This is a genomic window from Streptomyces sp. NPDC006487 (assembly GCF_042870555.1).
GTDB lineage: Bacteria > Actinomycetota > Actinomycetes > Streptomycetales > Streptomycetaceae > Streptomyces.
In genome coordinates this window covers 35,574-48,013 of the sequence record NZ_JBIAHN010000021.1, presented here as the reverse complement: position 1 = coordinate 48,013, position 12,440 = coordinate 35,574, and the positions used below count along the sequence as shown (strand labels likewise).

The window sequence follows — 12,440 nt, the reverse complement described above, 5'->3', positions numbered from 1 at the left end:
CATCCCGGGTTGCCCGAAGCCGCTTGCACTCGAGGGGGTCGAGTGCTAATCATTGGCGTTAGCACTCTCCTGGTGAGAGTGCTACCTATACGAGGACCGGGTCAGTGAGGCCCACGGGGTCCGGCGGGAAGAAACCGCCGGGCACGCAGGCCGTCCGTCGCGGGCGCGGGCGCGGTCCGGGAGCAATCCACCGCTGTCCGGGAGGACCACTTCAGATGGCCAAGATCATTGCGTTCAACGAGGAGGCCCGGCGCGGTCTCGAGCGAGGCATGAACCAGCTCGCCGACGCCGTCAAGGTCACCCTTGGCCCCAAGGGTCGCAACGTCGTCCTTGAGAAGAAGTGGGGCGCCCCCACGATCACCAACGATGGTGTCTCCATCGCCAAGGAGATCGAGCTCGAGGACCCGTACGAGAAGATCGGCGCCGAGCTGGTCAAGGAAGTCGCCAAGAAGACGGACGACGTCGCCGGCGACGGTACGACCACCGCCACCGTTCTCGCCCAGGCGCTCGTCCGCGAGGGCCTGCGCAACGTGGCCGCCGGTGCGAACCCGATGGCCCTCAAGCGCGGTATCGAGAAGGCCGTCGAGGCCGTCTCCGCCGCCCTGCTGGCGCAGGCCAAGGATGTCGAGACCAAGGAGCAGATCGCTTCGACGGCCTCCATCTCCGCCGCCGACACCCAGATCGGCGAGCTCATCGCCGAGGCCATGGACAAGGTCGGCAAGGAAGGCGTCATCACGGTCGAGGAGTCGCAGACCTTCGGCCTGGAGCTCGAGCTCACCGAGGGCATGCGCTTCGACAAGGGCTACATCTCGGCGTACTTCGCCACCGACATGGAGCGCATGGAGTCGTCCCTCGACGACCCGTACATCCTGATCGTCAACTCCAAGATCGGCTCGGTCAAGGACCTGCTGCCGCTCCTGGAGAAGGTCATGCAGTCCGGCAAGCCGCTGCTGATCATCGCCGAGGACGTCGAGGGCGAGGCGCTCTCCACCCTCGTCGTCAACAAGATCCGCGGCACCTTCAAGTCCGTCGCCGTCAAGGCCCCGGGCTTCGGTGACCGTCGCAAGGCCATGCTCGGCGACATCGCCATCCTCACGGGCGGCACGGTCATCTCCGAGGAGGTCGGCCTCAAGCTCGAGAACGCCGGTCTCGACCTGCTCGGCCGCGCCCGCAAGGTCGTCATCACCAAGGACGAGACCACCATCGTCGACGGTTCCGGTGACAGCGACCAGGTCCAGGGTCGCGTCAACCAGATCCGCGCCGAGATCGAGAACTCCGACTCGGACTACGACCGCGAGAAGCTGCAGGAGCGCCTGGCGAAGCTCGCCGGCGGTGTTGCGGTCATCAAGGCCGGAGCCGCGACCGAGGTCGAGCTCAAGGAGCGCAAGCACCGCATCGAGGACGCCGTTCGCAACGCGAAGGCGGCCGTCGAAGAGGGCATCGTCGCCGGTGGCGGCGTGGCCCTGCTGCAGGCCTCCTCGGTCTTCGACAAGCTCGAGCTCACCGGCGACGAGGCGACCGGCGCCAACGCCGTCAAGCTCGCGCTGGAGGCCCCGCTCAAGCAGATCGCCGTCAATGGTGGTCTCGAGGGTGGCGTCGTCGTGGAGAAGGTCCGCAACCTGCAGATCGGTTGGGGCCTGAACGCCGCGACCGGCGAGTACGTGGACATGATCGCCGAGGGCATCATCGACCCGGCGAAGGTCACCCGCTCCGCCCTGCAGAACGCGGCGTCCATCGCGGCTCTCTTCCTCACCACCGAGGCCGTCATCGCCGACAAGCCCGAGAAGGCCGGCGCCGCTGCCGGCGGCGGCATGCCGGGCGGCGACATGGACTTCTGATCCACCCCCGGGCTCCGGCCCGAAGGTAGATCGGCTGTTCGCATCACGTACCGAGGGCGGCACCCCCAGCTGGGGGTGCCGCCCTCGGGCGTTTGCGCGGGCCTAGAAGCCGGTGGTGTCGATGTCGAAGTCGAACGGCTCCGGGACGTGCAGGGGCCGGCCGAACGAGACCGTCTTGCGGGAGCGGTATCCGTGAGGGGAGGGGTCCCAGAAGCAGGTGATCTCCGAGTGCTGCATGTCGACAGTGCCGCTCCGTCCGCGTGGAGTCCCTCTGCTTCGAAGGCCGCCTCGTCCGCGACGTACAGGTCCGGACCATAGCCGCGCTCGGCCGCCGCGAACCGGAAGAGGAAGGGTGAGGTGTCCGCGAAGTGCCCCTCGGGGACGTGTGCCTGGAGCTGCTCTCGCAGGAGACGCATGCGACGGGAGTGGCGCAGCTTGGAGCCTGAATGTGTGCCTCGTCCCAGGCTAGCGGCGGGCAGACCGCCGTGCCCGGCCTATGGGACGGACCGCCCCAGCCCCCCGACCTTTGGTTGACTGCAGGCATGACTGATGTGTTCGTCAAGATCTGCGGGCTCAAGACCGCGCACGACGTCGAGGTCGCCGTGACAGCCGGAGCCGATGCCGTCGGCTTCGTGTTCGCGCCCGGCAGTCCGCGTACGGTCGACGCCGCCACCGCGCGGGAGCTGGCCGCCGGGGTGCCGGACGGGGTGCTGACCGTCGGCGTGTTCCGGGGGCAGTCCGTCGCCGAGGTGCGGCGGTTCGCCGAGGAGAGCGGCGTACGGGGCGTGCAGCTGCACGGCGAGGAGGGCCCGGAAGACTTCGCGGCGCTGCGCGCCGAGGGCCGCACCCTGCTGCGGGCCACGGCGCTGCCCGTGGAGCGCTGCGGGGAGTACGGCGAGGACCTGCTGCTCCTCGACGCCCCGGACCCCGGCTCCGGCAAACCGTGGAACTGGGGCTCGGCGGAGTTCACCGCCCCGGCCGGCCGCTGGCTGCTGGCGGGCGGGCTGACCCCGGCCAACGTCGGGGAGGCCGTCGCGGTCACCGGCGCGTGGGGCGTGGACGTGTCCAGCGGTGTGGAGAGCGAGCGCGGGGTGAAGTCCCCGGACCTCATCCGCGCCTTCATCGCGGCGGCCCGGCGCCTTTGACCGTCCGGCGTGCGAGGCGCGGAGCCCTGGGCGCAGCCCGGGGCCGGGGGCCGGGCGTGTGGATGCGCTGCGCCGTCCGGCCGCTCGCCGCAGGTGTCTGCGTGGACCGGGCCGCCCGGGATGGTCGGCTGTCCGACGGCCCATCGCCCACCTCGAAAGCCGGTCCCCGTGAAACGAGCACGTTGCCTCGCCGCCGCCGCCGCGGCTGTCGTCCCGTCCCTGCTGGTGGCCGCGCTCGGCAGCGCGGCCACGGCCGCTCCGCTGCCCGATCCGAAGCCCCCGGTCCCGCACTGTGTCACCCCCTCCGACGGGGATCTCAACGAGCTGTTCGACGTGAAGGACCGCATCATCGGTCCGGCCCCCTGTCGCGAGACCTACGCCAAGGCGAAGTGGGTCAGGATCGCGCCGGGCTGGGGCACGGCGCCGAGCGCCGCGGAGGCCGTCTACCCGGCCGGCTACACGCCGGAGCGCCCCGATCCGATCGACGACTTCGACTCCAAGTTCGTCAGCGCCACCTACATCCACGACCTCGGCACGCCGCAGGAGCAGCGCTTCACCTACAAGAAGAGCCGTGTCCTGCGCACCGGCCTCTTCGGCCCCGACGGCCGTCCGTACTCGATCGCGATCTCGCCGCCGTTCAAGGCGCTGGACCTCGGTACGCACACCACCATCGTCCTGTTCACGCTCAAGGCGCAGCACTGCGACGGCCTCGGCACGGTCGAGGAGGAGAACTGCCTGCCCGCGGGCACCTTCGAGTACACCGGCAATGCCCCCTTCGAGGTGGTCCCGAAGCCCACCGGCTGAGCGGGGCGTCAGGCGAGCGAGTCGATCCACCGCTCCAGACGCCGGCCCTCCGAGGCCATCATCTCCGGGTCGCGGAAGGTGTTCGTGAGCAGCGAGACGCCCTGGTACGAGGCGATCAGGGCGACCGCGAGCTCACGGGCGTCCTCGGTGCGGCCCAGTGCGAGGAACTGCTGCTCGGCCCAGTCGAGCAGCACCCGCATGACGGTGGCCAGGGACTGGTCGAGGCCGTCGTCGCGCTTGTCGAGCTCGGAGGCGAGCGAGCCGGTGGGGCAGCCGTAGCGGGCGGTGAGCTCGCGCTGGTCGACCCAGCCCGAGACGAGGGCCTTCAGCCGGTCCTGGGGGGTGGGGAGCGCGTCCAGGGCGTCGATCAGACCGGCCAGGTGCTGCGCGTGGGAGTCGATGGCCGCTTCGACGAGCTGGTCCTTGGTCTTGAAGTAGTAGTAGACGTTGCCGAGCGGGACGTCGGCCGCGCGCGCGATGTCGGCGATCGTCGTCTTCTCCATGCCCTGTTCGTGCAGGACCCGGGCCGCGGCCGCGGCGAGGCGTTCGCGCTTGCCGCCGCGCTTGGCCTTCGGGCGGTCCGGTCGGGATTCCGGGACCGCTTCGACAGCATCTGAGTAAGTCACCTGACTAAGTGTAGACGGGCGACGCCCCGGAGGGCTATGGTCATCCCGGGAGTTAGCCAGTCGACTAACTCACTTCACGGGTGGGAGCCTTTCATGATCGTCATCACGGGTGCGACCGGAAACGTCGGCAGCGAGCTGGTACGGATCCTTGCGGCGGCGGGAGAGCGGGTCACGGCGGTCTCCCGCCGGGCGCCGGAGGACGCCCTGCCCGGAGGAGTTCGCCACCACCGGGCCGACCTCGCGGAGCCGCAGAGCCTGCGGCCCGCCCTCACCGGGGCCGCGGCCCTGTTCCTGCTGGTCGCCGGCGAAGACCCGCAGGCGGTCCTCCACCTGGCCGCGGAGGCCGGCGTACGCAGGGTCGTGCTGCTCTCCTCGCAGGGGGTCGGGACCCGGCCCGAGCAGTACGGGCACCCGGCCGCCTTCGAGGAGGCCGTCCGCCGGTCGGGCATGGAGTGGACGGTCCTGCGCTCGGGCGGGCTCGACTCCAACGCCTTCGCCTGGGCCGAGTCGATCCGTACGCACCGCACGGCCGCCGCGCCCTTCGGGGACGTCGGGCTGCCGACGGTCGACCCGGCCGACGTCGCCGAGGTCGCGGCGGCCGTCCTGCGGGACACCGGGCACGCGGGCCGCACGTACGACCTGACCGGCCCGGCCCCGGTCACCCCGCGCGAGCGGGCCGAGGCCATAGCCGGGGCGATCGGCGAACCGGTGCGCTTCGTGGAGCAGAGCCCCGAGGAGGCCCGGGCGCAGATGCTGACCTTCATGCCCGAGCCGGCCGTGGCGGGCACCCTGGCGATCCTGGGCGCGCCGGTCGCCGCCGAACGGGCCGTCAGCCCGGCCGTCGAGCGGATCCTCGGCCGGGCCCCGCGCCCCTTCGCGGCCTGGGCGGACCGCACGGCAGCGGCCTTCCGCTGACCGGCCCCCCTCCCGGAACCCCGGTCCCCCCGTCGCCCCCTGCCCGGCAGTGTCGCCCGCTCGCTGGACCCTCGCGACCTGGACGCGTACAGGGCCCCGTACCCGACGCGGGAGAGCCGGCGCCCGTTGCTCCGGTGGGCCCGCTCGATGCCGCTGGGCGGGGAGCCCGCCGAGGTGGTGGCCCGCGTGGCGGCGTACGGCGAGTGGCTCGCGGCGAGCCCGGACGTGCCCGAGCTGCTGCTGACCTTCGCCCCGGGGCCCGGGGCGATGCAGGGAGCGCAGACCGTCGACTGGTGCGTGGCGAACATCGCGGGCGTGGAACTCGCCCGGCACGACGAGGTGCCCGCCGGCCACCACACCCCCGAGGACCACCCGCTGCTGGTCGCGGCGGCGGCGGTACGGGACTGGGCGGGGCGGCACGGGCTGTGGGGGTGAGCCGGTTGCCGAGCAGGTTGTCCCGGGCGGCGAGGACAGGGCCAAGGGCGGGCGACGGGGGTCTTCGGACCCTCCGGCGGCGGACGTAGGTCCCTTTCGGCGGGCCTTCCGCCCCGGGGAGACTTCCCAGCATGGACACTCTGGATTCGGTGATCGTCAACGTCAACGATCACCTCTGGACCTACCTGCTGATTCCGCTGGTGGTCGGTGCGGGCCTGTACTTCACGGTCCGCTCCCGGGGTGTGCAGCTGCGCCTGCTTCCCGAGATGTTCCGGGTGGTGAAGGAGAAGACCCCGCCGCGCGCCGACGGCCGCAAGCAGGTCTCGTCCTTCGGCGCCTTCACGATCTCCGCCGCCGCGCGCGTCGGTACCGGCAACATCGCCGGTGTGGCCGCCGCCATCACCCTGGGCGGCGCGGGCGCCGTCTTCTGGATGTGGATGATGGCGCTGATCGGCGCGGCCTCCGCCTTCGTGGAATCGGCCCTCGCCCAGCTCTACAAGGTGCGCAACGCCGACGGCGCCTATCGGGGCGGCCCGGCGTACTACATGCAGCGGGCGCTCGGCAAACGCTGGCTCGGGGTGCTCTTCGCGGTGACGATCACCGTCACCTTCGGCTTCGTCTTCAACGCCGTACAGGCCAACACCATCACCGCCGTGGCTTCGGGCTCCCTCGCCGACGCGGACGGGGCGAACTGGTTCGGACCCTCCCTCGGCGTGCTGCTGGCCGCCCTGTTGGGCCTGGCCGTCTTCGGCGGGGTCAAGCGGATCTCGTCCGTCACCACGGTCCTGGTACCGGTGATGGCGATCGTCTACCTCCTCCTCGGCGCGGCGGTGGTCCTCCTCAACATCACCGAGTTCCCCCGGGTCATCGCGGACATCGTCGGCGGCGCCTTCGGCTTCCGCGAGCTGGCGGCCGGCGGCATCGGCGCGGCGATCCAGCAGGGCATCCGGCGCGGCATGTTCTCCAACGAGGCGGGCCTCGGCTCCGCCCCGAACGCGGGCGCCGCCGCCGAGGTCTCGCACCCGGTCAAGCAGGGCCTCGTACAGTCCCTGGGCGTCTTCTTCGACACGCTCCTCGTGTGCACGATGACGGCCTTCATCGTCCTCGTCAGCAACCCGGAGCTGTCGGGCCGCCAGGGCGCGGACCTGACGCAGACGGCGCTGAGCGACACGCTGGGCGGGTGGGCCGGACACCTCCTGACCGTGGTGGTCTTCATGCTCGCCTTCAGCAGCATGATCGGGAACTACTACTACGGCGAGACCAACATCCAGTTCATCACCCGCAAGCGGTGGGTCCTGCCGGGGTACCGGGCGCTGGTCCTGTCGGCGGTCGTCCTGGGCTCGCTCGGCTCGGTGTCGATCGTCTGGAACCTGGCCGACGTGTTCATGGGCCTCATGGCCCTGATCAACCTCGCCGCGATCATCCCGCTGTCCGCCATCGCCTTCCGCCTCCTGGACGACTACCTCGCCCAGCGCCGGGCGGGCCTGGAACCGGTCTTCACCCGGGACCGCATGCCGGACCTGAAGGGCATCCAGTGCTGGGACCCGATCCGCACGACGGTCCCGTCGGCGGCAGCTCCGGAGCGGGTGTAGGGGGTCGCGGGCGCGCGGAGGTTGCTGCGTGCGCCACTCGATCGTGGGACGCTGAACGAAGCGGCCACGTGCCGCGAAACCGTCTGTCTACGCTCGCCGGCATATGCCAACCTCTGGGCCTACGCCGGCTCCCCCGTCCCGGTCTACCTGCTCATCGACCGCTTCGACGAGCACGGCCCGACGGCCAGCCTGTTCACCGAACCCCAGAACGGCGCGTACAAGCACGCCGTCCGCGTCGCCTTCGGCGACGAGTTGCGGCTCCCCGAGCCCTTCGCGCTCACGCTGGACACGGGGAGCTTCCCGCACTGAACCGGGGCAGGGCAGGACTGCTAGAACGCCGGGCCGGAGACGGCGACCGGGCCGTCCGGCTCGACCGAGGTCACGACCGCCGTCGCCCGCAGCGACTCGACCTGGTCGGGGGAGAGGCGGGCGCTGAAGCCGTTCAGGGCGTGGCGGTACACGTGGACCGGGGTGATCCCGTACGCGTCCGCGACGGCGGCCGGGTCGAGGCCGGGGTGCACGGTGACGATGTACGCCGGCCACTCGGCCGGGGCCGTACGGGATGCGGGAGCCTCGGGGCTGGGTGTGGGGGAGGGGACGGCGGCGTGCGCGGGCAGCGCGGCCGAGGCCGCCAGGGCGAGGGCGGCGAGGGTCGTCGGCAGGGTCCAGCTCGTACGGGTACGCATGACGGCGAGGCGACCACGTACGGCCGCTCCGGTCAACGACCTTCGGCGGCGCGGCGGTCGCGGGCGGGAGTGAACCGCGGGAACCGTGAACGCGCCCCTCGCCGGATGCGCGCGCGGTGCCTTCCGTACGGGTGAACCTGCCGGCCCGCGCCGGAGGCGCGCGAGGTGGTCGCGCAGGTCGGGCGGGGCGGGGAACCGCGAGGGCGGAATCCTTTCTTCAGTCGGTACGAGCATCAGCCCGCAGCGGCCCGCGGCGCGGCCGGACAGCCGGGTCGGCCCGGTCAAGGCCCGTGGCCGGCCCGCCGATGTAGGGGAGGGCCGCACTCCGGGACGCGTTCCCCGTCGAACGGAGGCGGCTTCCGCATGCCGCCCTCCACCCTTCGGGAGTCCCCTCGATGTCCATGCGCCTGCTCGCCCGCGCCGCCACGGCCGCCCTGATCGCCGTCACCCCGGTGGCCGTCGGCTCCGCCTCCGCCGCCGCGCCCGAGCCCACCCCGGTGCCGCTGACCGTCTCGGCCAACGCCATCCCCGGCCAGTACATCGTGACGCTGGAGCCGGGCTACGAACCGGCCAAGGTGGCGGAGCGGCTGGGCCTCAAGCCGAAGTTCCTCTACACCAAGGCCATGAACGGCTTCGCCGTCCCCATGACCAAGCTCCAGCTGGAGATCGCCCGCGTCGCCCTGGGCGTGAAGTCGGTCGCGTCGGACGCGAAGGTCTCGGCCCCGTCGAACGTGCCGACGGCGTCCACCGCCCTGCGCGGGCCGTCCACCTCCTGGGGCCTGGACCGGATCGACCAGAAGGAGCTGCCGCTCGACAACACCTTCACCACCCAGGGCAACGGCGCCGGGGTGACCGCGTACGTCCTCGACACGGGCATCGACTACGCGCACGAGGAGTTCGGCGGGCGGGCCACCTTCGGCTTCGACGCGATCGGCGACGGCCGAAACGGCCAGGACTGCAACGGCCACGGCACGCACGTCGCGGGCACGATCGCCGGGAAGACGTACGGGGTGGCGCGCAAGGCGAACCTGGTCAGCGTCCGCGTCCTGAACTGCGAGGGCACGGGCGACTCCTCCGGAATCATCGCGGGCCTGGACTGGGTGGCCAAGAATGCCAAGCAGCCCGCGGTCCTCAACGGCTCCCTGGGCGGGGACAAGTCCGACGTCGTGAACGAGGCGGCGAACGCCGTGATGGAGGCGGGCGTCCTGCCGATCATCGCGGCGGGCAACTCCTCGAAGGACGCGTGCCAGGTATCGCCCGCCTCGGCCGGCAAGGTAGTGACGGTGGCGGCCAGCAACCGGTACGACGAGGAGACCAGCTTCTCCAACTTCGGCACGTGTGTGTCCCTGTACGCGCCCGGCGAGCAGATCGTCTCCGCGAAGCTGGGCGGCGGCAGCATCACCGAGAGCGGCACCTCCATGGCCGCGCCGCACGTCACCGGCGCGGCCGTCCTCTACAAGCAGGCGAATCCGGCCGCCACGCCGGAGAGCATCGCCGAATACCTGGACAGCGAATCCACGAAGGACGTCCTGACGAACATCAGCAAGGGCACCGCGAACCAGCTGCTGTTCACCGGCGGCCTCTGACCGCGGGCACGAGGGCGTAGCGCTCACGCCGCCGCGCGGCCCCACTGCATCCGCGACCACGGCAGGGCCAGCTCGCTCCGGTCCGTCACCTCGCGCGGGGCGAGGTCCGCGATCGGGGCGGCCTCGCGGTGCCTCGCGTAGACGGTGTCGACGTAGCGGTGGCCGGTGTCGGGGGCGATGAAGAGGACCGTGCGGTGGGGTGAGCGCTCGCGCTCGTGGCGCGCCGCCAGGTAGCCGGCGCCGGTCGACAGGCCGGCGAAGACCGCGTGCCGGCGCAGCAGGTCGACGCTGCCGGCGAGGGCCGCGTCGAAGGAGACCCAGTGCAGGGCGTCGTACAGCTCGTGCGAGACGTTCCCGAAGGGGATGGAGCTGCCGATCCCGGCGATGATCATCTCGGGGTCGGTGACGTGTTCGGAGCCGAAGGTGACGCTGCCGTACGGCTGGACGCCGACGAGTTCGACGTCACCGCCCTCACCCGCGTCCTCGCGGAGGTAGCGGGCCAGGGCGCCGGTCGATGCGCCGGATCCGACCCCGCCGACGACGGTGAGCCCGTCCGCCGTGCCGGTGGCCGCCCGGATCCGGTCGGCGATCGCGCGGTACCCGAGGTAGTGGACGTCGTCGTGGTACTGGCGCATCCAGTGGTACTCGGGGTGTGCGGCGAGGATCTCGTGGATCCGCTCGACGCGCCGCTTCTGGTCGAGCTTCAGGTCGTCGCACGGTTCCATCCGCTCCAGCGTCGCTCCGAGGACGGCCAGTTGGGTCCGCAGGGTGTGGTCCACGGTGGCGGAGCCGACGATGTGGCAGCGCAGGCCGTACCGGTGGCAGGTCAGGGCGAGGGCGTACGCGTAGATGCCGCTGGAGCTGTCCAGCAGGGTGTCCCCGCGGCGTACGACTCCGGTGTCGAGGAGGTGGCGTACCGCCGCGAGGGCGGAGACCACCTTCATCGTTTCAAAGCGCAGGCAGACGAGCCGGTCGTCGAGGCGTATCAGGTCCGGCCGGCCGATCGACTCCGCGATGTGCTGGTCCATGGTGGGGGATCTCCTTCGCAGGGGTGGTGCCGGTCGTGAAGGTGCGGGTCGCGGGGATGCCGCGGGCCTCCAGGGCGCGCAGGCAGCCGCGGACGCGGTGGCGAAGCCCGGGGGCGGCCGGATCGAAGAGCACGCCCGCCACCGCGCCGCTGTGCGCGATCTGCACGCCGACGGCTCCGGCCCGGCGGGCGAGGGCGGTCAGCGCGTCGAACTCCGGGTGGCCGAGCACCCGCTGGCCGCGCCGTGCGCTGGCGGTGGCGACCGCGCCGAGCAGCTCCGCGTCGCCGGTGGCGACGGCCCGGCGCAGCAGGCCGCGCAGCCGCTCGTAGGCCCGTACCTCGCCGTCGTCAACGGCGGTGGCCGGCAGCGCCAGGGTGTCGACGGGCGTGCCCCCGCCGAGGGCGCAGCCCACCACGACCAGCGGAGGCAGGGCCGGGCCGAGGACCTCCAGGACCCGGCCCTCCCGCTGGGCGAACAGCACGGGCCGGCCGCCCAGCATCAGGGGATCGGAGGCCAGCTCGGCGCGTACGGCAAGCCCGGCGACCGTCGCGGGGTCCAGCCGCAGCCCGTACGAGTCCGCGACCGCGCGCACGGCTGCGATCACGTCGCTGCTGGAGCTGCCCATGCCCAGGCCCACCGGTATCTCACCGGTGAGCCGCAACTCCCCGCCGCAGAGCGGCTGACCGGTCCGCCGCGCGCACTCGGCGACCGCGAGGGCCGCGGCCCGCGCCGCCTTCGTGCGGTCGGCGGGTACGACGGTCAGCGCCTCCGGCGCCGCGCCGGGGCGGCGGACGAACGCGGCGCTGCTGCCGGGGCCCGCCATGGGGAGGGTGACCAGTCCCGCGCACCGGCGTCCGGTGTCGTCGAGGAAGACGCCCTGGAGGATCTCGCCGTGGTGGCAGGGTGCCTGCCCGGTGCCGGCGCGGGGAGCGCCGGGAATCACGCGCCGCCCGCCGTCCGGTAGCGGTACAGCACCGTCTCCTCGGCGCTGAACTGGGAGAAGGGGAAGGGCTCCGCGGACAGGGCGGTCACCCCGGAGCCGAGGAAGGCGCGGGCGACGGCGCTGCCGGTCTGCGCGTAGACGACCAGCGGGATGCCCCGGGCCCGGCAGCGCTCCAGGATGGTGTCGAAGGTGCCGTTGCTCAGGGTCATTCCGGTGGCGACGACGGCCTGCGCGCGGTCCAGCACCTTGCGCATGTCGTCGGTGACGGGGTCGCCCCACTGGGTGGCCTTGAGGTTGAGGTCGCAGGGCAGCGGCCGGCCGCCGCGCTCGCGGATGGCCGCGACCAGCGGGTTGACGACGCCGATGAGTCCGACCTCGGCGCCCTCCTCGATGTCCAGCAGTCCGGCGATGGCCGCGTCGCGGGCCCGGGCGCGGATCTCCGGGGTACCGGTGGGGAGGGTGACGGGTTCGGAGTCGCCCTGCTCGGCCGCCACGCGGTGCGGGCGGGTCTCGGAGAGGTAGGCGTCGAGGGCGGCGATGCGCAGCGGGCGCGGGGCCTCGCGCAGGAGGACGTCGAGCGGGGTGCCGGAAGAGTCGCGGCAGATCGACGGGTCCATCTCCCCGGCCTCGAAGGCGCAGCCGCCGAAGGAGCCGCCGAGGCGGACCAGGACGTACTGGTTGAGGTAGGTGGTGTCGCCGCCGGCCAGGCGGGTGCCGTGGTGGATCCAGAACACGCTGGTCGCGACGAGCGAGGAGGGCAGCGGGCCGTGCTCGCCGGCCAGTACGGCTCCGATGAGCGCGTCGACGGAGGGGGCGGGAGCGGGGGCGGTGGTCGGAGTCAT

14 protein-coding genes are annotated in these 12,440 nt (G+C 72.3%); 8 read left to right on the top strand and 6 right to left on the bottom strand.

All coding sequences use genetic code 11. The features are described 5' to 3' along the window. The first annotated feature begins 215 nt into the window (after positions 1 to 215). The gene (gene groL / locus ACFYM0_RS32170; RefSeq protein ID WP_327253499.1) at positions 216 to 1,838 is read left to right on the top strand and encodes a chaperonin GroEL; all 1,623 of its coding nucleotides are present in this window, start codon (positions 216 to 218) and stop codon (positions 1,836 to 1,838) included. A gap of 102 nt (positions 1,839 to 1,940) precedes the next feature. Here the strand turns inward: groL and ACFYM0_RS32165 are convergent, their stop codons facing one another. Continuing rightward, positions 1,941 to 2,075, bottom strand: a complete 135-nt coding sequence (locus tag ACFYM0_RS32165; protein ID WP_388507545.1) for a hypothetical protein — start codon at positions 2,073 to 2,075, stop codon at positions 1,941 to 1,943. Positions 2,076 to 2,380: 305 nt separating this feature from the next. Between ACFYM0_RS32165 and ACFYM0_RS32160 the strand changes: the two genes are divergently transcribed. Then, complete coding sequence (locus ACFYM0_RS32160; RefSeq protein WP_388507542.1) at positions 2,381 to 2,983, top strand: phosphoribosylanthranilate isomerase; 603 nt, start codon at positions 2,381 to 2,383, stop codon at positions 2,981 to 2,983. 168 nt (positions 2,984 to 3,151) lie between these two features. Next, positions 3,152 to 3,787: a hypothetical protein gene (locus ACFYM0_RS32155; protein ID WP_388507540.1), complete on the top strand. Its 636-nt coding sequence runs from the start codon at positions 3,152 to 3,154 to the stop codon at positions 3,785 to 3,787. Positions 3,788 to 3,795: 8 nt separating this feature from the next. On the opposite strand, the gene ACFYM0_RS32150 is transcribed toward ACFYM0_RS32155, so the two are convergent. Then, on the bottom strand, positions 3,796 to 4,413 hold the full coding sequence (locus ACFYM0_RS32150) for a TetR/AcrR family transcriptional regulator (protein WP_388507537.1): 618 nt from the start codon (positions 4,411 to 4,413) through the stop codon (positions 3,796 to 3,798). A gap of 93 nt (positions 4,414 to 4,506) precedes the next feature. On the opposite strand from ACFYM0_RS32150, the gene ACFYM0_RS32145 reads away from it, so the two are divergent. From ACFYM0_RS32145 to ACFYM0_RS32130, 4 genes are all read left to right on the top strand, one after another. Next, a complete protein-coding gene (locus tag ACFYM0_RS32145; RefSeq protein WP_388507535.1) occupies positions 4,507 to 5,328 on the top strand; it encodes an SDR family oxidoreductase in 822 nt (273 codons plus the stop codon). Between the two features lie 126 nt (positions 5,329 to 5,454). After that, positions 5,455 to 5,763, top strand: coding sequence for a hypothetical protein (locus ACFYM0_RS32140; RefSeq protein WP_388507533.1), 309 nt, complete (start codon positions 5,455 to 5,457; stop codon positions 5,761 to 5,763). Positions 5,764 to 5,894: 131 nt separating this feature from the next. Beyond that, on the top strand, positions 5,895 to 7,355 hold the full coding sequence (locus ACFYM0_RS32135) for an alanine/glycine:cation symporter family protein (protein WP_388507531.1): 1,461 nt from the start codon (positions 5,895 to 5,897) through the stop codon (positions 7,353 to 7,355). Between the two features lie 21 nt (positions 7,356 to 7,376). Continuing rightward, positions 7,377 to 7,664 (top strand): hypothetical protein, encoded by a 288-nt coding sequence (locus ACFYM0_RS32130; RefSeq protein WP_388507529.1) that lies wholly within the window; start codon positions 7,377 to 7,379, stop codon positions 7,662 to 7,664. A gap of 20 nt (positions 7,665 to 7,684) precedes the next feature. Here the strand turns inward: ACFYM0_RS32130 and ACFYM0_RS32125 are convergent, their stop codons facing one another. Continuing rightward, positions 7,685 to 8,041 (bottom strand): protease inhibitor I9 family protein, encoded by a 357-nt coding sequence (locus tag ACFYM0_RS32125; RefSeq protein WP_388507526.1) that lies wholly within the window; start codon positions 8,039 to 8,041, stop codon positions 7,685 to 7,687. Positions 8,042 to 8,442: 401 nt separating this feature from the next. Here ACFYM0_RS32125 and ACFYM0_RS32120 point away from each other — a divergent pair, with 401 nt between their 5' ends. Further along, the gene (locus ACFYM0_RS32120; protein WP_388507789.1) at positions 8,443 to 9,627 is read left to right on the top strand and encodes a S8 family peptidase; all 1,185 of its coding nucleotides are present in this window, start codon (positions 8,443 to 8,445) and stop codon (positions 9,625 to 9,627) included. A 23-nt stretch (positions 9,628 to 9,650) separates the two neighbouring features. Here ACFYM0_RS32120 and ACFYM0_RS32115 read toward each other — a convergent pair whose 3' ends face one another. From ACFYM0_RS32115 to ACFYM0_RS32105, 3 genes are read right to left on the bottom strand one after another with little or no spacing between them, the layout of a single operon-like run. Beyond that, positions 9,651 to 10,655: a pyridoxal-phosphate dependent enzyme gene (locus ACFYM0_RS32115; protein WP_388507525.1), complete on the bottom strand. Its 1,005-nt coding sequence runs from the start codon at positions 10,653 to 10,655 to the stop codon at positions 9,651 to 9,653. Beyond that, entirely contained in the window at positions 10,576 to 11,598 is a 1,023-nt protein-coding gene (locus ACFYM0_RS32110) for a GHMP kinase (protein WP_388507522.1), read from the bottom strand. Before ACFYM0_RS32110 ends, ACFYM0_RS32115 begins: the two co-directional genes overlap by 80 nt. Further along, on the bottom strand, positions 11,595 to 12,440 hold the full coding sequence (locus ACFYM0_RS32105) for a Rossmann-like domain-containing protein (protein WP_388507519.1): 846 nt from the start codon (positions 12,438 to 12,440) through the stop codon (positions 11,595 to 11,597). Before ACFYM0_RS32105 ends, ACFYM0_RS32110 begins: the two co-directional genes overlap by 4 nt.